This window comes from Nostoc sp. (assembly GCF_036919595.1).
In the GTDB taxonomy this organism is placed as follows: domain Bacteria; phylum Cyanobacteriota; class Cyanobacteriia; order Cyanobacteriales; family Nostocaceae; genus Nostoc.
Window position 1 is genome coordinate 1 of the sequence record NZ_JBALCO010000165.1, and the last position, 22524, is coordinate 22524.

Sequence of the window (22524 nt, forward strand, 5' to 3'; positions counted from 1 at the left end):
ATCAAGCAATGGCTGAAGTTGTAAATTATATTACCGAGGATGATACTTTCGGTTGGTTCAATCACTGTGGTCTATTTACCTGAAAACTGCTGTAAATAAATTAGCTCTGAGTCCTGTTGATATTAAATTAATAAACAGAAGAAGCAAAAGTGGTGGAAGCAGCAGCGCAGGGTCAATTTTGGCTGATGCACCATCTGCTATTTACCTATCAAAAAGCTTTGGTAAACGGCTATCTTGTGGAGTATGCTGATGTTTTAGTTTATTAATGGAGTTCGCTATTTCGCTATACTGATTTCTGGAACGTGGAGCAGTTGAAGGCGGCCATTACCACTGCAAGTCATTGATTTCTTCACAAACCGATAAACATTTAGGAGGAACAAAAACATGATTGCTCAAGTGAACCTTGGCGGTAGTTTCACGCTCACAGGCACTTCTGTGACTCTGAAGCGGATAGGCTATGGTGCGATGCAGCTTGCTGGATCAGGTGTTTGGGGACCGCCACGCGACGTGGATGCTGCCGTTGCCGTTCTGCGCGAAGCGATCGCACTCGGAATCAATCACATCGACACCAGCGACTTCTACGGTCCGCACATCACCAACCAAATCATTCGGCAGGCGCTTCACCCCTACCCCGAAGATTTGACGATTGTCACCAAGGTGGGCGCAGTGCGCGGCGCGGACGCATCGTGGAATCCAGCGCAGAGTCCGACCGAGCTTCGCCAAGCGGTGCACGACAACCTGACCAACCTGGGCGTTGACGTGATCGATGTCGTCAACCTGCGCCGATGGGGGGAGGGGCCGAACGAGGGGTCGATCGCAGAGCAATTCACTGCACTCGCCGAGATGCAGCAGCAGGGGCTGATCCGGCACCTGGGACTTAGCAATGTGACGGCGGCGCAGATCGAGGAAGCGCGCGCGATCGCGCCTGTGGTTTGTGTGCAGAACCAGTACAACCTCGCTCACCGCGACGACGACGCGCTAGTGGGCAATCTGGCGCTTAAGGGCATCGCCTACGTGCCGTTCTTTCCGCTCGGCGGCTTCAACCCGCTTCAGTCTTCGACGCTGGACACGGTGGTGGCGTCGGTCAAAGCTACTAAGATGCAGGTTGCGCTGGCGTGGCTGTTGCAGCGCTCGCCGAACATCTTGCTGATTCCGGGTACATCATCGGTTGAGCATCTGCACGAGAATCTCAAAGCCGCAGATTTGCAACTTCCACCGCAAATAATTGCCGAACTGGACGCGATCGGCGGCGCTTAACTATGCCGACCGTACTCGTCTACGGTACAGCCAGCACCAAAAACTTTGAGATGCTACGCGGTTACGGCGCATAAAATCAAAGAAACTTGGAGAAAAGTATGTCATTAGAAACAGAGACACTACAGGCTACACCACCAACTTCTACCTTTGAGACACCTGAAAAGAAGCAAGAATTTAACTGGAGGCAATGCTGGTATCCCGTTAGCTTTGTACAACACTTGCCTGCCAACCGTCCTTATAGCTTTTCCTTGTACGATGAACCCTTCGTTTTGTTCAAAGACCAAAATGGACAACTTATCTGTTTAACAGATCGTTGTCCCCACCGTGCAGCTAGACTTTCTGATGGACAAATTATTGACGGCAAAATAGAATGCTTATATCACGGTTGGCAGTTTGGCAGTGATGGTCAATGTCTGCACATTCCCCAGTTACCAACCGATGCAAAAATTCCGGTAAATGCTTGCGTATCATCCTTTAAAGTCTTGGAACGTCAAGGGATCATTTGGATGTGGGCAGGGGAAGCCGAAACAGCTGTTGATGAGCTAATTCCATTTCTACCAGATTGGGAAAAGCCGGGTTGCTTCAACTTAGACTATGTACGTGACTTACCTTACGACCAAAGCTATTTTATTGAAAACATTATTGACCCGGCTCATGTTCCAATCAGCCATGATGGCATCATGGGAAGTCGCAAAGATGCCCAAGCGCTGGAACTAGAAGTCATTGACACCAATATTCAGGGAATTAAGGGAAGGTGGCGGCGCACAAGGACAGCTAATCTGCCTTGGATTTCATTAGATTTCATGGCTCCTAATTTGATTCTCTACAAATTTGGTAATGAACAACAAAATAAGTTTGGGGGCACAGCCTTGTATTCAATTCCACTAGGTAAGGATAGATCTCGGATTCTCGTTAGAAATTATGGCAATTTGTTTGGCCAAAAAATCAAACTGATGCCTCCCTGGTTAGATCACATCTTGATCCGAAACAAAATTTTAGAAGGTGATTTGCAATTAGTCGTTGAACAAAAGGCACAAATTGAGCGTTTGGGGCAAAATCTCAAAGAAGTATATTTACCGCTGAAAACATCTGATACTTTTGTGGTTGAGTATCGCAAGTGGCTAGATAAATTTGGCTCATCTTTGCCGTTTTATCAAGGTTATTCCACCTCAAAAAATCTCGGTAGTAGCGAGTGTGATCAAAAGTTGATCACGTTAGATCGATTCTCACAACATACACTTATTTGTCATTCCTGCAATCAAGCTTATCAAGTGACGAATAAGCTCAAACAAAGTTGTATAGGAGTAGCGATCGCTCTAGCGGCTGTTGCGATACTTGCAGATGATTCTAAAATCAGAATAGCAGCAATATCGGTTTCTATAGCAGCAGTTGTAATGTCCGCTATGGCTCAGACACTCAAAACTCACTTTGAGCGTTCCTACACTCGTCACTAAAATAGCAACTAGGGACTGGGGACTGGAATCGAAATTCTTCCCAACACTTAATCCCTAATCTATAATCTTAATCATGATGAATTTAGCGGCTCTGCGCTAAAGTAAAAATATTGGGATAAAAATCTCTGGCAGTAAGTTCAAGACATCACTAATCTTTACCACTGCGGCGATCATGTCTCAAGAGTATAACGAATCACTCAAAATTCAGGAGATCACCAAACTCAAACCGAAACACTTTGCTGATTTAGTCAGATCAGCACAATTGATTTTCGACCCCACAGCGGGAGTTTCGGGAAAAAGTGTCACAGTTGACTGGGAAGAATTTGGAATTCCCCATCATGTAGCGGACAATCTCAAATCACTTGGTCAACAGTACCAATATGCATCTCCTCACATCCCTGTTGAAGTCATTTGGAGTAAATTAACTCTAGAAACTCGTATTTGGTTTGTTGAAAATAAAGATAGGTTGTGGCAGCTTGAAGAAGCTTTCCCAGCCCTTGACGAAGATTAAACGGCTAAACCATTGAAAGGAATACAAATTATTTGTAGGGGCACAACCGCAATTGTGCCCCTATCCTCTCTCTATAGGCATTTTTGTTTGAATGGAAGACGCGGTAAATTTAGACTTAGAACACCAATTCAGTAATCCTGGAAGAACCTCTCTCCCAACCCTACAACGGTTGGGGGCTGGGGGGTTAGGTTGAATCGATGCTCTAGTTATTTCGGGCGATCGCATTAGCTTCAGTACATAAGTCAAACTAATAAAAAAGCTTGTATCGATGAATCAAAGTGTAAGTGTTGCTCCCAACCTGGAAGAACACACTCATGAAAATCCTGTTATTACCAAACAACAGCTATTTGCCAGGCAACTAATTGTCCTTGTCTTGGAAATACTTCTGGCATTACCTTTGGGTTTACTGCTGGCAAAGTTTCAAATTGGCAGAATTGCCTGGATATTTGGTGGGATTGCTGCTGGTACATTAATTCTTCAAGGGTGTCGAATTTTCTATCAATATTCCCCCCAACCTAACCGCACTGCAAGAAAAGTGGGAATGGCACTTGTAGGCTTAACTGTTGGCGCTTCCAGTGCCCACAGTAATCTAGCTAGTGTTATTTCTGATATTCCGATATTTATTTTTCTTACCTTGTTTCTAGTGCTGAGTGGAAGCTGTATTGGTTATATTTACTCCCGCGTCAGCAAAACCAACCTAATGACATCAATGCTGGCTACAGTTCCTGGGGGTGTCGGAATTATGGCAGCGATCGCCGCCGATTACAATAAAAATGTTACCTTAGTTGCCCTAGTTCAGGCGATTCGCGTCACCTCAGTAGTTGTTCTGATTCCCTTCATCGCTAGGACATCAGCTAGTAATTACTATCCCCAAACACTCCCGGTCAACGGTGCTTGGCTCAATTTTGATCCATCTCAACTAGAATTACTTTTGTTAGTACTGCTAATCACTGGATTAGTAGTTTACCCCGCTATATTATTTAAAATTCCCGCTGGTGATTTCTTTGGTGCATTATTAATTGGTATCGGGTTTAATCCTTTGCTACATTGGCTGCCTTTCTTGGGTGATATTAGCTTTAGTCCGCCGCCTTTAATTAATTTATTGGGTCAAATGCTCCTGGGAATTACTATTGGTGAGTGTTGGGGAGACAAACCCAACTTTAAAAAGCAGACTGTCAGCTATGCCTTAATGTCTGTGGGGATGACCCTTGTAGCCGGAGCGATCGCTGCTATACTTGCAATGCAATTAACCTCTTGGGACTGGTTAACTTGTCTCTTAGTCACAGCACCAGGAGGATCAGCAGAAATGATCTTGGTTTCCCTGGCATTGAATCATAATGTTGAAATTGTCACAACTGGTCATTTAGTGCGACTAATTGCGATTAATAGTTCTTTACCTCTTTGGGTGTTTTTGTTTCGCCGTTTGGATGAGCAAGTTTCTGAATCAGTTTAATTGATGAAGGCAGGGGAAGCAGGGGAAGAAAAATAGGCTTATTCTAAGCGTATTGCAATAGACCTCTTGCAAAAATCCTTGAATCACCCCTCCCCAACCCTCCCCGTATGTATTGGGGAGCGGGCAAGATTTCAAGTTTCCCACGTTTATAAGGCTACGGTGTATACACAAGTCTCAAGTAGTTGATAAATCTCGGTTTTACCCCACCCTAACCCTCCCCTTATAAAGGGGAGGGAACAACATTTTTTCTGTTTCCCCCCAATATATCGGGGGGATTAAGGGGGGTAATAGGACTTGTGTATACACGGTAGCTTTATAAGAGGGGTCTATTCGACTTATGCAAGAGGTCTAATAGTAGAGACGCGATTAATCGCGTCTCCTAACTCCCAAAGATGCAACTTGAATGCTGATTAGCTTATTCTTTTGTTATCCAGATACTAAGGATGCTTTAAATGGTTGCCCAAATCCAAGAACTTGAAGCCCAGCACTGGGTTAAAACTCGTTCTTCCCTCGACCCTAGCGAATCCACTTTCCTGATTTGGAAAGGTAAAATTTACGCCTTTATCCGCGGTGAGAAAAGACAACTCCTGTTTAAGATGCTGGGATTGAGTGTTAGCCGATGTATTCCCACAGCAGAAGGTAGCTGGGATTTTACTTCTAGGGAACTGACTTACTATCTCAACCCAAAAACAGATGAGGTTTTGCCCAAATGGGAAAATCCTTGGACAGGCGAGACAGTTCCGGTGATTCATGTTGCCAATAATCCAGTGCAGGGTAAATTCGATGGAAATTTTCCTGCACAAGTAGACGGTGATAGCACAACCTTCGTTTTTGATATATTTCCCTATTATCCCAATCCCTTAGCAGACGATCCCAAATTTGCCGAATACAGCCCAAATCCAATTTATCAGGCAGCCGAATTGTTTAAATTAACTGTGCCAACCGCAGATTTATTCAACACAGCCCTCCCCTCAGTTTCTCAACTCAAACTGAGTTGGGATCGGATTGGTCAATGGCTTCCCTGGATGAAAATGGGCGATCGCCCCGGTAATCTGATCTACAGTGCTGTTGGCAGCAAGATCAATGGTTTAACAGAACTGCCCCCACTGCTGCAAGACGAAATTAATAACCGTATTCCTCTATATAAAAAAGCCCCAAAAGCATTGATAGATGGAGAAGATATGACTTCCTGGTTGTACTTCCAAAAGCACTTTCAAGCTTACTTGGCTGGTGAAATCTTCCCGCTTCCCCAGGCAGAAGAATTGTAAATTAGCCTTAAAGCAAAATCAAACTCTTGCCAGGAGATAGCTGATGCTGATCCGAGAAGCATCAAGTCTAAAGTTAGAGCTAAGTTAACCGAAGCAAGCTAGAGATTGCTTCTACTAACGTCCTTGGTTCAATTGGCTTGGTGATGTGCTTGTAGAAATCCGCTTTTAATGCCTGTTGATGATTTATCTCCCTGGCGTAGGCAGTCAGGGCGATCGCTTTTATCTGTTCGCCTTGTACCAACAAGGTTCTGACCTGTAATCAACTCAAAAATACATCTAGCTAAAAGCGGATAAATTTAATATCCAATTAATATCTTATTTAAGCTTGCTACTGTTTCTTTTTAAATTCTTTTATTGCTTTGATATGAGCTTCATTTACCTTTATATGCTCGGTTACTACTTCTGAATACAACTCTGTTGAAGGATCTTCTGTTAGTCTATCCGCCAAATCTTTAAATTTCTGCGCGTGCTCGTGCATGGTTTCTCCAAACGCTTTAATACGTTCTTCTTGTTCCGGCTCTCTTTGGTGATTTGTTTCTAAACTCTTACCCAACTCTTGTATGTGTTCACTATGCTCAATTGATTGTTGAGCATGTTTTTGTGCTGTCTCTATAGTCTGCTTTGAAACTTCATGCATAATGTTAATCCCGACTATCGCTTTAAAATAACTATAAAATAGAAGCCATCTCGCCTATTTGTAACAGTTAGTGAAGAACTCACTATTGGAAAAATCTCATGTTTCAAAAACGCTTTATATGCTATTGAAAATTTGGCTAACTAGCTAAAGATGGATCGGATTGGCGTTTAAACTAATCCTTCCAACTGCTGCGATCGCTTCAACACACCATTCACTTTTACTGCCAGCTTCACGCTACACCATACCAATACGCTTGGGTTAAGGCTAAAACTCTTTGTAAAAATTAATTTTTTGAACGTAGACGCAAAGCGGCTTGCCGCAGGCTACCGCCAAGGATGCATAGACACTAAGTGGCTGACTGTAGGGTAGGACGCAAAGAGAAAGAAGAAATGCTTAATTGAACTATATTGATTTCTAGTAATCTTTTCTTTGACACTCAAATAGATGTAGCCCTAAGCGTTGGGAAAGTTCTTCACACACCTTTACCCCCCGCACACTGTTACCACGCACATCCAGCAGCGGCGAAAAAACTCCAATCCCCATTTGATTGGGTACAACGGCGATAATCCCACCACTAATACCGCTTTTCGCCGGAATACCAATTTTATAAGCCCACTCACCTGCAAAGTTGTACATTCCACAGGTATACATAACACTCAGAATATCTTTGATGTAATGCTTATTTACCGCCTGTTCTTTTGTAATGGGGTTAATACCTCTATTAGCAAGGGTAGCCGCCATCTTTGCTAAGTCTTGGCAATTTACCATCACAGCACACTGCTGAAAATAAAGATCCAAAGCTTCTTCAATATTTTGGTCAATCATCCCAAAGTTGAGCATCAGATGTGCCATTGCGCGGTTACGATGCCCTGTACTCCGTTCTGAGGTAAAAACTGAAATGTCAACGAATACATCGCGGCTAATATATCGCTGGAACATATCTAGCATTCGATTGAGGCGTTCGGTTGGGCCGAAACCTCTGATTAAGCTGGTGGTTGCGATCGCTCCAGCATTTACCATTGGGTTATAAGGTCGCTTCGATTGCTCATCCAAAATAATCGCGTTGAATGCATCCCCTGTCGGTTCCACGCCAACTCTAGTCAAAACGTAATCCAGTCCATGATCTTCTAGAGCAAGTCCATAAGCAAACACCTTGGAAATTGACTGAATGGTAAAGAGTTGGTCATAGTCCCCAACTTTGTAAACCTGACCATCTACTGTCACAATGCAAATGCTGAACAAGTCCGGGTTAACCTTTGCCAGTTCCGGAATGTATTTCGCTACTGCACCCTCTTGCAGTAACTTGTACTGGGAATGCAACTCGTTGAGAACAGTTAATAATGGCGATGGATCTATTTCTAAATCTCCTTGATTTGCTTGGCTTGTCATCAGGCTGATAGCATTTCCCAAATTACCTAGTATATAGGAATCTTATTTGATTTTTGAATAAGCTCCGTACATCTGTAAAGTGTCGAAATCAAAGGTAGTGTGTCTAATAAATGCGATCGCAACCCTAATTAAAAAATTGAAATCATAATCTTGCCAAAAAAGATAACCTTAAGATTTTAGGACTAGCCCTTTTAAGGTGAGCATATGTACTATCAACGTTTTTACGGCATTTCAGGCATCGGCTGGAATTATATAAAGTAATTCTGCATAAAACTTCTCTTTTTTGGGACTGTAAATTAAGCGATGCCTACGGCGGGCTACGCCTACGCCTTAGCTAAAATACCAAAATTGGGTTAGAACATCATTCTCATAGTACAAACGTTTACCTTGAAAGGGCACAGCCCCACATCTCTACAGTTGAAAAGACAGCTTGCTCTCAAAAATCATTTTTGAGCAACTACTTAGGGTAAAATATGACTTTTGTCTTTTTTAATACTTTGTAAATTTTGTTTTCAAGTGATCGCCAAGATTTACTAATTTTTTCATGATTAATCATAAAAAATATTAAGTTGAGTATCCTCTTTTTTTTATACTCAGCAATACTGTTATATTAAGTTATATTTATTACTAATTTTCGTCTAGTCATGAATAATCAAAGTCATGATTAATATCAGTAGAAAAAACTTTGAAAAAAGATATTAGACTCAAACTAATTTGCATAATTATTTTAGATGTAACTCCTATCACGACTTATTCATAGGGAAATCTAAATATTTCATTAATTAAGTACTTTTAAGTATTTATGCTGATGCCATTTGATTAAAGTTATTATATTCGGGTTTGCTCGTAAATAGTTGATAAGGATGTTTTCTATAATACAGTGGTAGTTGCGAGCCTTTAGAAGCGATGTGAATGGGGTATCGTCACTTTGGTGTGCAATAAATGTAAAGTTTTTTTAAGAAATTTTTGACTTGCATTAAAAAGCGTTACATAGCCAAAGTCCCCATTTGAAAAAGGTTTCGCCCTTAAAATTGGAATTTAAATAGAATCAAGTTGCCAATTATTACGCTAAAACCCTGATCCCCAAGCCAAAAGGTTCATGCTAGTCTGTTGCAGTTATAAATAAAAAGTGAAGGCGGAACGAGTTCGAGTTATCAGGAGGGAAGTCACTCTCACTAGTGAAAAATCCCGCGAATTATAAAACTTAAGTTCTACAGTCGCTTTAAAAACGGACGCATGAATCAAAGACATTTGTGGATTATTGTTACCCTGTCTATGGCTGTTTTGGGCATACCCTCAGTCGGTTGCACTCAAACCATCAAGGGAAATGTGCTAGCTTCCCAAAAATCGCCTGCCCCTGATGTGGTGAAGGTGGGAGAGTACCAATCCAGAGCAGGGGAACAAACCTTGGATGCTGTGATTACACAAATTCATCCTCACAACATTGGAGGACGTAAGGCAGCAACCCTTTTTATCCGAAATATACCAGTTCTCACCTTTTTGAGTTCTCTACCAGATACGAGCGTTGAAACTAAAAAAGTTGGGGCAATTGGAGATAATGGGGGCGTACAATCGTACGCCCTTATTGCTAGCAATTCACCAAAGACGGTGAGTACTGGGAACTTAACGGATGTGACTAGCCAGATTAGCTCTGTTGACAATGATCCGGTTCAGATAGCTGGTATAATAGCAGCTAAGATCAACCAGTTGAACCGAGAAAATGTAGACGGGAGTAAGATTACCGTAAGTTGGAAAGCAGGGGGCGAATCTACTGCCAATCAAGCGCAAAACAAAAGCGCTCCCCTCCAGCAAAATGGCGATCGCTATGTAATCAAAATTAATGACGAAGAATTGGTCGAAATCAACGAAGGTACGCGATTAGCAGGTACTACCAACAATTTGGCGGAAGATGCATTGCAAGCAACCAATCGCCTGCGGAGGCTACTAGGCAATGCATCTCCCTTAAAAGAAATTACGAATTTACCAGTGCGTCTACCAGTATCAATACCTAAATTGCCAAAGCAGATTACCGTCGGCCCAGTACGAATCTCTTTCGGAGGCATGGCTTCCTATTACGGCTATGATGGTTCTGGTAATCGTACTGCTAGCGGTCAGAGGTTTAATCCAGAAGAAATGACTGCCGCCCATCGCAGCTTGCCCTTTGGTACGCAAGTTCGTGTAACTAACACCTACAATGGTCGTTCTGTAGTGGTGCGGATTAATGACCGAGGCCCGTTCATTCGCGGGCGAATCATTGACCTTTCTGCTGGTGCGGCTCGGATTTTGGGAATGATGGGCAGTGGCGTGGCACAAGTGCATATTGAAGTCTTAGAGAAATAATCATGTGCTGAGTGACTTCGGCGTGAGCGCCCACTCAAGTGCTGAGTAGGGAATCTCACTTCTTTACTCAGAACCGGAACTCAGAACTCGCAACTGTTTTGCCCAATCCCCAGTTCCGGACAACTTAATTCCCCTAGTTCAAGCATCTCTTCCCTCTATTTCAGATATAAACTAGCGGGGGAGGGATCGATAAGAACTAGGGGTATTTTTGTGCGCCTGCTGACAACAGTCGCAGCTTTACGCTGCTATTTAACTAAACGCTGCTCAGAAAACAAGCTGATGGCAGTTACTGAGGATCTGAGACTAGATGAGATGACTAACTGGTATCAGACGGCAGTCGGTCTGGTGCCAACGATGGGGAATTTGCATCAAGGTCATTTAAGCTTGATCCAACGGGCGCGGCAAGAAAATTCTACAGTGATTGTTAGTATTTTCGTCAATCCCCTGCAATTTGCTCCAAACGAGGATTATCAACGCTACCCTCGCACTTTAGAGCAAGACCAGCAATTTTGTGAACAAGCTGGGGTAGATGCCATTTTTGCACCAACTCCGGAAGAAATGGCAGTTCCACACAAAAGTATACAAGAATCAAAGGTTACACAAGTTATCCCCCCATCTGCTATGATAACAGGCTTGTGTGGTCGTTCTCGGCTAGGTCACTTTCAGGGTGTCGCTACGATTGTGACCAAACTTTTCAACTTGGTACAGCCTGACCGTGCCTACTTTGGTCAAAAGGATGGTCAGCAACTGGCAATTATTAAACGCTTAGTGGCTGATTTAAATTTGCCAGTAGAAATTGTTGCTTGTCCAACAGTACGGGAAGCGTCGGGTCTTGCCTTCAGTTCTCGTAATCAATATTTGACTGCAACGGCAAAAGAGCAAGCAGCGGTGTTATATCGCGGCTTGCGACGAGCTGAAGCTGCATTCATTGCAGGCGATCGCAATAGCAACAAGTTGATAGCAGTGGTACAGCAAGAAGTGGCAATGGTCAGCACGGTCTCAGTGGAATATATTGAATTGGTTGAACCGACTACGTTGATGTCTTTAGAAAAAGTTGAGGAGGAAGGAATGTTGGCGATCGCAGCTCGTCTTGGTGCTACACGTTTGATTGACAATACGATATTGCGCGATCGTCAACCTATTATCGCCATTGATGGTCCAGCTGGTGCTGGAAAATCTACAGTGGCGCGTCAAGTGGCAGCAAACTTAAGTTTAGTGTATTTAGATACAGGAGCTATGTACCGTGCTGTCACTTGGTTAGTACTGCAAAGTGGGATTGCCATTGACGATGAGTGTGCGATCGCCGAATTAACTAGCAAGTGTAAAATTGAACTTACTCCTACCCAGGATTTAGAATCGACAGTGCGGGTTCGGATTAACGGTATCGATGTTACCCAGGCAATTCGCACGATTGAGGTAACATCTCTTGTATCGGCGATCGCGGCACAAAGCGCTGTCCGTCAAGCATTGGTTAAGCAACAGCAAAACTGGGGTAAAAGAGGTGGTTTAGTAGCTGAAGGTCGGGATATCGGTACTCACGTGTTCCCCGATGCCGAAGTTAAAATCTTCTTAACCGCTTCTGTAAGTGAACGCGCCCGTCGCCGCCAGCAAGACTTTAACAAACAAGGTCAACCCGAAGTGAGTTTAGAGCAGCTGGAACACGACATTGCCGAACGTGACTGGAAAGATAGTACACGCAAAGTTTCTCCTTTGCAAAAAGCAACGGATGCGATCGAAGTTCAAACCGATGGTTTAGACGTCTCTGAAGTTACCGCACAAATTATTAACTATTACCAGCAGCGTTTATCTCAGTGGTAATCACCGCTATTTGCTGTTAGTTTTTTAGTTTCAAAGGGTGGTGGGTGAGTGATTATTCACTTACCATCCTCAACACTCCACCCAAAGCAAAATATTGGATAATTTTACTATTGGCTCTCTTTACTTAAAATGAAGCTTTATATTATAAATTTTAAATTATTTAAAGATTAAATCATCTCGCTTTCGACTGATTTATTACATCATAATTAATCCTACTAAAGATAGAAGTATGAAAGCTGTAATTGCTAAATGCTAATTAATTATCAGTCTTTGATGATGAAATATTAGCTATTTTTATTTATAATCATTAATAACTAGCGATTTGACTTATCACAAAAGTACTTTGTTTTCATCTTCACTTTGGTAGTAGAATGACGATGTTAAGTTTTATGTTCCATAATGAAAGACATAAAACTCTTAAAAACAAAAGCTGCTAATTTCCTAAGCTTCTGCAATAGCTTTCAACTGGAAACCGATAAAGAGAGGATTTCACACAATGGTATTTGTACAAGAACCACTACCCTTTGACAAGGATGCTCTAGAGCCTTATGGCATGAAAGCTGAGACTTTCGAGTATCACTATGGCAAGCATCACAAAGCTTATGTAGACAACCTGAACAAGCTGACTGAAGGTACTGAACTTGCCGATAAGTCTCTGGAAGAAGTAATCAAAACTTCCTTTAAAGACTCCTCTAAGGCGGGAATCTTTAACAACGCAGCTCAAGTTTGGAACCACACCTTCTTCTGGAATTCTTTGAAACCCGCAGGTGGCGGCACACCCACTGGTGAAGTCGCAGCCAAGATTGATAAAGACTTTGGTAGCTTTGACAAATTCAAGGAAGAATTCTCTAATGCAGCCACAACTCAATTCGGCAGCGGATGGTCTTGGCTGATTGATGATGGTGGTACGCTGAAGGTGATTAAGACACCAAATGCAGAAAATCCACTAGCTCATGGACAGAAGGCACTCCTAACCTTGGATGTTTGGGAACACGCTTACTACATTGACTACAAAAACGCTCGTCCAGCGTTTATCAAGAATTTCCTAGAACAGTTGGTGAACTGGGACTTTGTTGCTGAAAATTTAGCTAAAGCTTAATGAATTGCCAGTTTTGAACTGCCTGCGATGCCTTTTGGCAAGCTGCTTCTCTACGAGAGGCTGCGCCAATGCGTCTACGTGGCTTGTGCCAGATATGTAAAATAGAAACAATCAGTTAATTGACCAATCTTGTTAGCAGTCACGAACTAGTCTCGTGGCTGTTTTTGGTTGACTGTTAAGGGGATGGGGAAGATCAGGGAGTAAAATCTAGCTTTTCTGAGAATTGCGATTCATTAATTATGACCGGGATAATGCTATTGGTTTTCTGTCATGAATCGTAAAATAGCATTTGGATCGTAACTAGGACATACTCTATTTGCCCCAGATTAGAGCTAAAAATTTTGAAACCTGGACTTAGGAGTAAAAATAATGGTGCAAGCTGTACAACAAGAACTGACACTAGAAAAGGTAAATAAAGCTATTGAGGCAATCCTCAATGTTTTGGATGTTCCCGAACCCGGAAATGATTTACACGCCAAGGCTTTGTCTGCCTTTGTAAATGGTGATTACCAAACTGTAAAGCGGTTAGCCTCTACCAATTTATCTGATTGTTATGTTAAAGCACTGGGTTATTTAGGTGGGGCTTTGAAGCTAACGCCAAATATTGACACAATTCTGGCAGAGTCGGCATCGGCAGCAGCTGACTTTGCACGAGAGAGAACATTACGTAAACTTGGAGATGCGTTGGCGAAAGCCTTGTCGTAGACATCGCATCTGCACTCAACTAATAATTTTTCTTAGAGGATGTTTTAAAAGTCCTCCCCACTTAATAGTTCAGATGAACTATAAATTACAAATAAAAAGGGAGATGAAAAATTGTCTACGAAAGTTGATACCCTTATCAAATATAGATTTTATTAAATTCCAGCAAATGTCAACTAATGAGCTAACGGGCAGTAGTAAAGAACTAGCGCAATACATCGAAGCAACGAATAGCATCTCTAAACCTTGGCTATTGGTACAACTGCGCCTCAAAAAATTGCAAGAGCGTCGAGCCACCCTTACAAATGATGTCTATACCAAAGAATTAGAAGATATTTACCAAGACTTGATGAATTTGGGGGAATGGTGGCGTGGTATTGAAGATGAGGTATTTTAAAGTCAGGAGTTATGAGTTTTCCTAACTCCTCACTTTTAACTCTTAACTTAAAACGCAACCTGATGCCTCAAGCTCTCGATCAAGTCGATTACGATACTCTCGATGCCGCAAAGCGACGCTTCATTGATGCCGCAAAACGTACACTTGGCTTTGCAAGTGCTTATGGTATCGTGCCCGCATCGGGTCTCGGAGCAAGCGCTAACACTTTCAACTTTAACCTCGCTCCGTTTCTGGAAGCAGGGGCTAGAGAACTTTTTATGACACTTGTCCCGGAAGGACTGGGCACCGCAGACGATACCCGCCCTGACAACCTCTGTGAGGAAGAGCTTCGACGATTCTGGTGGAATATTGGTATCAAGATTATCTCATGTCTGACGAACGACGCCGCAACCTCAGGTATGCAGACTATACTTCTCGGTCTCTATCTACCATCAAGCACTCCTGAAACAATCTTCACCCCCGCCTTCCTTAATGGGTTTCTTGATGGAGTGGTCGAGGGGTGCAAACGAGTGGGCTGCGTGTACCTCTCAGGGGAAACTCCTCAACTCAAAACCAAGATGATTCCAGGCCGGCTCGACATTGCAGGCTCCGTTTTTGGAGTTATGCCACCTGGTGTCGCTCCCATTGATAGCTCGCGTCTGGATGCTGGAAATACCATTGTTCTCGTCGAGAGTTCGGGCCCCCATGAAAACGGCTTTACTCCAATGCGAAAGCTCGCCCAGTCTCTCCCTGATGGCTATAGAACAAAACTTCCCAGTGGGCAGGAGTTCTGGGAAGCGATGAATGCCGCATCGTATCTCTACACACCACTTGTGCAGGCGGTGCTTGGCGAGGGAATTCGTCCCACCGCGATGGAGAATATCACTGGACATGGATGGCAGAAGCTGATGCGATCGGTGAAGCCGTTGCGGTACGTGATCGAAACGATGCTCCCAGTGCCGGAGATATTTACGTTTGTCGAGGGTCATCTTGAGGGCGGGGCAGAAACGATGCTTTCCGTGTTCAATTATGGAGCTGGATTTGCATTCTATACAGAGTCGGAGCAGGATGCAGAGAAAATTGTCATGCTTGCAAGAGAACATAAGCTAACGGCTGTGATTGCCGGAAGGGTTGAAGCGTCCCTTGCCCGTGAGGTAGTGGTAGAACCCCTTGGAGTCACCTTGAAGGGAGAGTCTTTTGGGATTGCGCGCGGGGTATAATCAGCCGCAAGCGATCGCTGAAGTCATGACTGGATTAAATAATTAAGTGTAATTATTGAAATAAAAAGTGTTTTTTTTCACGCTTTTTATAGTTAAAATTCAGGCTGATTAGATAAAAATATTCTACTAAGTCTTTAGAAATAAGTCATTCAGCACAAATAGCATGAGTGGATTTATAAAAATTGTATGTAACATTATTTACTACACAATCATAAAGTAGTTTAAATTACCCATTATCACTGAGGTTAAGATTTGCTAACGTAGTCTTAACATATTGAAAAATTTGCTGAGAAAGCTGAGAAAGTAGCCACCAACACTATATTTACAGTGTTGGAGATTTCTCATCTATAAATGGGGCATTTTAGTGTGTTAAGAATATATATTTTTATTCAGAGGGGGTTATGGCTGTAAATTTGGCCCGAACTACTGCTTCTGTAGAACTTTTGAAGCAAGTATTCCAGAACATTGATGCACAGAGTTGTCCAAGGTTATTCAACTTTCATATGCACACCGTCTACTCAGATGGGAGGTTGCAGCCGAGTGGATTGATGGAGCAGGCGATCGCTATTGGGCTAAAAGGGTTAGCTATCACCGATCATCATGGTATTATCGGCTATCAAGCGGCCCTTGCTTGGTTAGAAGATTGGAAGTGGAATAATCCTGGTTCAAGCACTCCTTACCTGTGGAGTGGCGTGGAAATCAATGCCAACCTTTTGGATATAGAAGTTCACATTTTAGCTTATGCTTTTGCAACAGAACACCCTAGTATGAAACCCTATCTGCAAAGAAGGGCGACTACAGGCAAAGAATATCAGGCAAGTAACGTGATTGCCGCTATTCATGAAGCTGGGGGATTGGCAGTTCTGGCTCATCCAGTTCGTTACAAGCGATCGCATTTTGACTTAATTCCAGCTGCGTCCCAAAAGGGTATCGATGGTGTAGAAACTTTCTACGCCTACAATAACCCCAATCCTTGGAAACCTAGCATATTGGAATCAGAACAAGTGCAAAAGTTGGCTGATGAATACTTTCTTTTCAATACCTGTGGTACTGATACCCACGGTTTGAGTTTGCTACAACGCTTGTGAAAATGAATCCATTTTTTTCAACTCTCCTGGTTCAATCTGCCAGGAGGTTATTCTATTTTGGATTTTCGATTAGTCATAGGCCGACTATTCATCAAAGGACTATAGTCGATTCTTTGTGGGAATCACAATCATCGAGAAATAGGGGACTTTGGCTGGATCAACTTCATCCAGAGGTACGATGCGTTGCTGTGACGTTGATGCCCGCTCAATATATCTTGCTCGTGATGCTAGCCCTAATTTATGTAGGATATCCCGCACTTTCGTAAAGTGGCGACCTAGTTTCATAATTGCTGCTGCATCAGTCATCAGCAGATGTGTAGTCAGTTCTTCTGCTGGCAATGGGGCGGGTAAGACTGTAAGAATATCGGTGTAGTAGGTGAAAGGTACACCCAAGGCTACCGGACAAGCCATCAGCGAGGAAACTCCGGGAACAACTTCTGTTTCGTACTGGTTACATAACCGCGTGAACAGGTACATAAACGAACCATAGAAAAATGGATCACCCTCACATAGCACCACGACATCTCGACCGGCTGCTAAATGGTCGGCGATTGGTTCAATTTCCTTGTCATAAATAGACTTTGCGTTTTCTGGTTCCAAAGCGCGGGGGAGGTGAAATAGCACCTCAATTTGATTGCCAGGAAGATACTGCGCCACGATCGCTCTAGCAATACTTTCTTTACCTGTTGCTGATTGATAGGCTACCACAGGAGCCGCACGTAATAATCGTAGTGCCTTCAGAGTCAATAGTTCTGGATCGCCTGGCCCAACACCAATTCCATAGAGACGACCTTTGGTTTGCATATTCATTCTTCCTCCGTTGCCAGGGCGTTAACTGCTGCGGCTGCGATCGCACTCCCACCGCGCCGACCATGTAAGGTTAAAAATGGCACATTTCTGCTGTCTGCTGCCAAGGCTGCTTTTGATTCGGCTGCACCGACAAACCCAACTGGAAAGCCTAAGATAATCGCAGGTTTAGCAGCTCCTTCATCGAGCATTTCTAACAGCCTAAACAGTGCTGTGGGCGCATTGCCAATTGCGATCACCGCTCCTTGGAGGTGCGATCGCCATAATTCCAGGGCTGCCGCCGACCTTGTAGTAGCTAGACGCTGGGCAATTTCTGGCACTTCCGGCTCATTTAGGGTACAAATAACTTGATTGTTTGCAGACAACCGCCGCCTGGTAACGCCATCGGCAACCATCCGGCAATCGCACAGAATCGGCGCTCCTGCTGCTAGTGCTTCCCTTGCAGATTGTACTGCTGTTGATGAATATCCCAAGTCAGTGACAATATCCGTCATCCCACAGGCATGAATGAGACGTACAGCAACTTTTGCAACATCTGGTGGCAGCACATCTAGGTTTGCTTCTGACCGGATGATTGCAAAAGAATTACGGTAAATTTCGTTGGCATCTCGGATGTAGTCTGGCATTCGATTTGGGATTTTAGATTTTGGATTGATTTGTTTAATATAGATATTCCCTTTTAATTAGAAGAATACCTAATTTAATTAACCGCAGAGGCGCAGAGAACACAGAGAAAGAGAAACAGAAGAATTGGGTAATTTTGCACTGCGAAGGGAGTAATCAATCATCTGTATTCATCTGTGTGCATCTGTGGTTCCATTTTCTAAGTATTTAATAAATAATTGCTGTAATTGGGCGATCGCATATCGATTAGCAAATTTCCCAAAGGACTCATCAGAATTTAGACGGTGAATTTTATATATATATAGCATCCGCTCTATAAATGCAGGTAGTTCGGCAAAAGTCACATATTGATATAGTTCACGTCCGAATTTCTCTTCGTTATCACCAACATAAATGTGATAACCTTCCACATTTTCATTGTCCGCCTCAATGCTGACACCGAGCAGAGTAATATCACTCTTGCTATGCTGGGCACAGGATTTTTCGCAGCCGCTAAAGTGGATATTAACTGGGCAATCCAGAGTAACGCGATCAAGATACTTTGCCAATGCCAACGCATGATCCTTGGTATCTGTGGCAGAAGCGGCGCAACCCTTTTTTCCAGAACAGGCAACTAATGCACTCTTGATGTTAGTTGCTGAGGAATCTAATCCTAAGAAAGCAATTTCTCGCAGGACATCGCCAACCCATTGCTGAGGAATATCTGTTAACAGCAGATTTTGCCAGGGGGTTAACCTAAGAGTGCCGTTACCATATTTTGCTGCTAAATCTGCTAAACCCCGCATCTGGCTACTCTCCAATCGCCCAAGAGGTAATACGACACCAAGATAAAATAATCCTTGCTGACGTTGGGGATGGATGCCAATATGCTGATACTTCCCCTCTCCTTGCAAAAGAGTAGAGAATTTCTCCCCTTTCCCTATTATGGAAGGGGGTTGGGGGGTTAGGTTTTTTCTTGTTTCACTGCATAAAAGAGAAAAAGGTAGACGCTGTTCAACTTCCTGGAGATAATTTTCACAACCAAAAATATTTAATAACTCTAAAAGACGTAGCCGACGCTTACTTGTAGTATTACTATGAGCTAGATAGACCTCTGCCAAAGCTGCCAATACGGGCAAACATTTTTCTGGTGGTAACAAAATTCCCATATCGCTGGGCGGTTGTCCCTTTGCGCCGACACTGAGATAAAGGCGGAAGTAAACATTACTGTTAACTGAGACAGCGACAAATAGGATATCATTCAAGCGATCGCACACTCGAATTATCCCACCGCCATCAAAGCAAACGCTAAATTTTGCCGACAGTCCCGAAAGCGCTGGATGTGCAGCAATATAATCATCCCAACCTTTGACAAAAGCGCGAGTGTCAATTAATTCCTGCGGGTCGATACCAGCAGTTGGGCTAGTCATAATATTACGGATGTGGTCTACAGCAGGATTGCGAGAACCCAGCCCCATATCCTGTAAATGCTTCAGAACTTCAGCACTTATCCCCGTGCGGATCTCACGGATTTGGAGGTTTGCTCGATTAGTCACATCCACATAGCCGCCCCCGTGCTGCTCTGCTATGTGTGCGATCGCACGGCACTGCTGACTACTAATAATTCCACCTGGTATTCTAATTCGAGATAATATACCATCGGCGGCGGATGTAGGATAAAACAAGCCAGGACAAGTGGCAAATCCAGAAAGCAAACTTGTAACTCCTTCCCCGTGCAGCGCAGGGAGTAGACGGTGAGGGTGTCTTGAGGACATCTTGAGAGTTGGCATTCTGACTTGGGTGATCCCATCACAGCTGCGGCACAGTCCCGGAATTTCACCGGAGTTTCCCAACTCCAAGCTTTAGTAATTTAGCACGAGAAGGTAGTCAGAAAATTTAATGCTTCATGCAAATTTTGAATCAAGCTATCCACGTTGACAGAGTTAGCCGTAGTTCACTAACGCTGTCAAGGTGAGTCTTGTATTCATTACTAGCTTAGAACTTGGAAGTTGAGCCTTTGAACTCGGAAGTTAAGCCTTTGAACTCGGAAGTTGAGCCTTTGAACTCGGAAGTTGAGCCTCTGAACTCGGAAGTTGAGCCTTTGAACTTGGAAGTTGAGCCTTTGAACTCGGAAGTTGAGCCTTTGAACTTGGAAGTTGAGCCTTTGAACTCGGAAGTTGAGCCTTTGAACTCGGAAGTTGAGCTTCTGAACTTAAGTTCTGGGCGGGATCTGGGTAAGCGAAATATTTTGACTGTTACAAAAATGTAGGTAATGACAAGCCTTAAAAAGGAGGGTTAGGAAGGATCAAGCCTTAACCCAAACGTATTGCTTCATCAGTTGAAGCTTGCGTCTGTTAGTACCAAACTATCAAACTTTGATAGAAGAAGCGATCGCTAAACATTACAATTTTATAATTGGGCTATTCAAAAACATAATTTTGAGCCACTTTCCAATAGCGCGAGAACCGCTTCAGGTCAATATAGCCGTCATACTCAAAAAATGGCTCTACCTCTAGCACTTCCACTGCAATAGAACCCTCCATTTGATTGCAGATATCATCAAACCGGGGACTGGGACTGTTGGCTGTGACGACTAAATTCGCATCATGTTCTTGAGCAAAAGCTAAAATTTCTTGTGCCATATCACCACGACGGATAATAACGGGTAACTCTAGCAAGCATTCGTAGATAAAGGCGAGGCGTTTGAGACTCAGTTGCCATTCTTTTATCAAAGCCTCGTCCCAAACCCAGATAGCTGGGGCATCGGAGTATTTTTGCAGTACAGGGTTGTATGGACTGAGGCAATCTCCGTGTACCCAAACAATTGGTTTACTCATTAGATTTTGGTTTTGTTTCCTGTTAAAAGGCAAAAAATCTTAGTACAGCATTTCATTAATTCCTAGCGAATTAAATTTAGCAATAGCAATGGCAATGCATCCTTTTGCAATGCCAATGCGTACCTTTACAATGCTAATGCATCCCTCTGCAATGCCAATGTGTCCCTTTACAATGCTAATGCATCCCTCTGCAATGCTAATGCATCCCTCTGCAATGCCAATGTGTCCCTTTACAATGCCAATGCGTCCCTTTGCATTTAAAAACGCTACAAATATTATGCTGACATGTACTTAGCGCCGCTTCTTCCCACGCTGCCAACTTTGGCTATTGGCTTGTTGACTAAATTCCCCTTTAGGAAAAAGTCGCTGTTCTAATTCTTCATAACTACCTTCAAAATCACAATGACCGTAAAGCGGACATTTCTGGCAATAAACGCTTTTGGTGTAGCGTTCTAAGTTCTCACGGTTGAAAAAATACGGTTTATGACTAAAGGTGCTGGCAACCCACTGCCATGACATATTATTGCTAGCAGGATCTCCATCTAAAAGGTTTTCGAGAAACCATTTGGCTCCTGCTTGCCAACGAATACGCCGCCAATGGACAATGTAAGCCGCTAACCACATGCGTGCGTGGTTATGTAGATAGCCAGTTTCTTTCAAGTCATGGCTAAAACTGTCAATGCAAACCCTACCTGTGGTTCCTTGTCTGATATCTTGCAGCAATTCGGGTGCATATTCACTCACCGTGTAACCAGTTTTGTACTCTTCCTGGTCTTTCCAGATTCCATCGCCTAACTTGACATACAACCGTTGCCAGTAGTCACGCCAGCCTAACTCGTTAATTAGTTTAGTAGCTTCGTCTTGGCGCTGTACCCGTTCAAGGACATAATCTCGAATTTCTCGCAAACTCAAAACGCCATAGCGGATGTAAGGTGAAAGTCGCGTCACAGCACCTGTGAAAAAATTACGTGTTTGCGCGTAGCTTACTGGGTCGATTTTTTGCAGCGCTTTCTCTGCTGCTTTGCGTCCTCCCACGGTTTCACTAATGTGGTCATCGCATTGTGCCGCATCTGGGAATTGTTCGTGCAGGTAGGCTACCAACTCATCGCGGTTGGTAAATTCGCGTTGCATATCTTGAGTCATGTGAACTTTGAAGGGTGAGGATAGATAAACAAAAATACTTGTAGGTTAAGTCATTATTATCGCGCAGAAACATAAGGGACTGTTCTCTATCTGACGAAAGAACTAAGCAAAGATGAATGAGTGCGTAGGCTAGCAAGAACCACAGGCATCCTCATTGTCCTAATTTTTACTGGTGACGAAAATATCTCCGTAAGGCTAGACTATTAGGGCAAACTGTGTTGCAAAAAACACTATGACCCTCTGCATCAATCTCCAATGCCCAAGACCTCAAAATTCTGAAAATATACTGTTTTGTCAAGCCTGTGGCTCAGAATTGCTCTTGGAAGGACGGTATCGAGTGACTCGCCAATTAGGCGCAGGTGGTTTTGCCAAGACATTTGAAGTTAACCACAGCAACACTCTCAAAGTCTTAAAAGTTTTGATGCTGGATGATGCTAAGGCAGTATCGCTGTTTCAGCAAGAAGCACAAGTCTAAAGCCATCTGAATCATCCAGGGATTCCAAAGGGAGATGGGTACTTTAT

Annotated in this window: 22 protein-coding genes and 1 riboswitch; of the genes, 14 read left to right on the plus strand and 8 right to left on the minus strand. The window is 43.3% G+C overall.

Features of this window, described 5'->3' with window-relative positions; genetic code table 11:
- Positions 1–384 precede the first annotated feature (384 nt).
- The 5 genes from V7K21_RS25490 (at position 385) to V7K21_RS25510 (ending at position 5943) form a co-directional block, all read left to right on the plus strand.
- Entirely contained in the window at positions 385–1257 is an 873-nt protein-coding gene (locus V7K21_RS25490; RefSeq protein WP_335178164.1) for an aldo/keto reductase family oxidoreductase, read from the plus strand.
- 98 nt (positions 1258–1355) lie between these two features.
- Positions 1356–2711, plus strand: a complete 1356-nt coding sequence (locus tag V7K21_RS25495) for an aromatic ring-hydroxylating dioxygenase subunit alpha (RefSeq protein ID WP_335178166.1) — start codon at positions 1356–1358, stop codon at positions 2709–2711.
- Between the two features lie 172 nt (positions 2712–2883).
- On the plus strand, positions 2884–3222 hold the full coding sequence (locus tag V7K21_RS25500) for a hypothetical protein (RefSeq protein ID WP_335178168.1): 339 nt from the start codon (positions 2884–2886) through the stop codon (positions 3220–3222).
- Positions 3223–3490: 268 nt separating this feature from the next.
- A complete protein-coding gene (locus V7K21_RS25505) occupies positions 3491–4675 on the plus strand; it encodes an AbrB family transcriptional regulator (RefSeq protein ID WP_335178170.1) in 1185 nt (394 codons plus the stop codon).
- A gap of 452 nt (positions 4676–5127) precedes the next feature.
- Positions 5128–5943, plus strand: a complete 816-nt coding sequence (locus V7K21_RS25510; RefSeq protein ID WP_335178172.1) for a DUF1838 domain-containing protein — start codon at positions 5128–5130, stop codon at positions 5941–5943.
- A gap of 79 nt (positions 5944–6022) precedes the next feature.
- On the opposite strand, the gene V7K21_RS25515 is transcribed toward V7K21_RS25510, so the two are convergent.
- The 3 genes from V7K21_RS25515 to glsA form a co-directional block, all read right to left on the minus strand.
- The gene (locus V7K21_RS25515) at positions 6023–6187 is read right to left on the minus strand and encodes a hypothetical protein (RefSeq protein WP_335178174.1); all 165 of its coding nucleotides are present in this window, start codon (positions 6185–6187) and stop codon (positions 6023–6025) included.
- Between the two features lie 84 nt (positions 6188–6271).
- Positions 6272–6580, minus strand: coding sequence for a hypothetical protein (locus V7K21_RS25520; protein WP_335178176.1), 309 nt, complete (start codon positions 6578–6580; stop codon positions 6272–6274).
- A 414-nt stretch (positions 6581–6994) separates the two neighbouring features.
- Positions 6995–7969: a glutaminase A gene (glsA, locus tag V7K21_RS25525; protein ID WP_335178178.1), complete on the minus strand. Its 975-nt coding sequence runs from the start codon at positions 7967–7969 to the stop codon at positions 6995–6997.
- Between the two features lie 1236 nt (positions 7970–9205).
- Between glsA and V7K21_RS25530 the strand changes: the two genes are divergently transcribed.
- From V7K21_RS25530 to V7K21_RS25560, 7 genes are all read left to right on the plus strand, one after another.
- The gene (locus tag V7K21_RS25530; RefSeq protein ID WP_335178180.1) at positions 9206–10309 is read left to right on the plus strand and encodes a septal ring lytic transglycosylase RlpA family protein; all 1104 of its coding nucleotides are present in this window, start codon (positions 9206–9208) and stop codon (positions 10307–10309) included.
- Between the two features lie 210 nt (positions 10310–10519).
- Positions 10520–12127 carry a bifunctional pantoate--beta-alanine ligase/(d)CMP kinase gene (locus tag V7K21_RS25535; RefSeq protein ID WP_335178182.1) on the plus strand — a complete coding sequence of 536 codons (1608 nt, stop codon included), beginning with the start codon at positions 10520–10522 and terminating at the stop codon, positions 12125–12127.
- A gap of 496 nt (positions 12128–12623) precedes the next feature.
- The gene (locus tag V7K21_RS25540) at positions 12624–13226 is read left to right on the plus strand and encodes a superoxide dismutase (RefSeq protein ID WP_335178184.1); all 603 of its coding nucleotides are present in this window, start codon (positions 12624–12626) and stop codon (positions 13224–13226) included.
- A 369-nt stretch (positions 13227–13595) separates the two neighbouring features.
- Positions 13596–13931 (plus strand): hypothetical protein, encoded by a 336-nt coding sequence (locus tag V7K21_RS25545; protein ID WP_335178186.1) that lies wholly within the window; start codon positions 13596–13598, stop codon positions 13929–13931.
- A gap of 166 nt (positions 13932–14097) precedes the next feature.
- A complete protein-coding gene (locus tag V7K21_RS25550; protein ID WP_335178188.1) occupies positions 14098–14325 on the plus strand; it encodes a hypothetical protein in 228 nt (75 codons plus the stop codon).
- 11 nt (positions 14326–14336) lie between these two features.
- Positions 14337–15524 carry an AIR synthase related protein gene (locus V7K21_RS25555; protein WP_335178190.1) on the plus strand — a complete coding sequence of 396 codons (1188 nt, stop codon included), beginning with the start codon at positions 14337–14339 and terminating at the stop codon, positions 15522–15524.
- A 401-nt stretch (positions 15525–15925) separates the two neighbouring features.
- Positions 15926–16612 (plus strand): PHP domain-containing protein, encoded by a 687-nt coding sequence (locus tag V7K21_RS25560; protein WP_335178192.1) that lies wholly within the window; start codon positions 15926–15928, stop codon positions 16610–16612.
- Positions 16613–16711: 99 nt separating this feature from the next.
- Here V7K21_RS25560 and V7K21_RS25565 read toward each other — a convergent pair whose 3' ends face one another.
- The 3 genes from V7K21_RS25565 to cobG form a co-directional block, all read right to left on the minus strand.
- Positions 16712–17416: a precorrin-2 C(20)-methyltransferase gene (locus V7K21_RS25565; protein ID WP_335178195.1), complete on the minus strand. Its 705-nt coding sequence runs from the start codon at positions 17414–17416 to the stop codon at positions 16712–16714.
- 2 nt (positions 17417–17418) lie between these two features.
- Complete coding sequence (locus V7K21_RS25570) at positions 17419–18045, minus strand: precorrin-8X methylmutase (RefSeq protein ID WP_335178197.1); 627 nt, start codon at positions 18043–18045, stop codon at positions 17419–17421.
- Positions 18046–18213: 168 nt separating this feature from the next.
- The gene (gene cobG, locus V7K21_RS25575) at positions 18214–19797 is read right to left on the minus strand and encodes a precorrin-3B synthase (protein ID WP_335178199.1); all 1584 of its coding nucleotides are present in this window, start codon (positions 19795–19797) and stop codon (positions 18214–18216) included.
- A 1-nt stretch (position 19798) separates the two neighbouring features.
- Positions 19799–19891, minus strand: a riboswitch (adenosylcobalamin-variant (AdoCbl-variant) riboswitch).
- A gap of 148 nt (positions 19892–20039) precedes the next feature.
- Here cobG and V7K21_RS25580 point away from each other — a divergent pair.
- Positions 20040–20291 carry a hypothetical protein gene (locus V7K21_RS25580; RefSeq protein ID WP_335178201.1) on the plus strand — a complete coding sequence of 84 codons (252 nt, stop codon included), beginning with the start codon at positions 20040–20042 and terminating at the stop codon, positions 20289–20291.
- A 151-nt stretch (positions 20292–20442) separates the two neighbouring features.
- Here the strand turns inward: V7K21_RS25580 and V7K21_RS25585 are convergent, their stop codons facing one another.
- On the minus strand, positions 20443–20859 hold the full coding sequence (locus V7K21_RS25585; protein ID WP_335178203.1) for a hypothetical protein: 417 nt from the start codon (positions 20857–20859) through the stop codon (positions 20443–20445).
- A 291-nt stretch (positions 20860–21150) separates the two neighbouring features.
- The gene (locus tag V7K21_RS25590) at positions 21151–22002 is read right to left on the minus strand and encodes an FAD-binding domain-containing protein (protein WP_335178205.1); all 852 of its coding nucleotides are present in this window, start codon (positions 22000–22002) and stop codon (positions 21151–21153) included.
- 232 nt (positions 22003–22234) lie between these two features.
- On the opposite strand from V7K21_RS25590, the gene V7K21_RS25595 reads away from it, so the two are divergent.
- The gene (locus tag V7K21_RS25595; protein ID WP_335178207.1) at positions 22235–22477 is read left to right on the plus strand and encodes a 4-Cys prefix domain-containing protein; all 243 of its coding nucleotides are present in this window, start codon (positions 22235–22237) and stop codon (positions 22475–22477) included.
- The last annotated feature ends 47 nt before the right edge of the window (positions 22478–22524 follow it).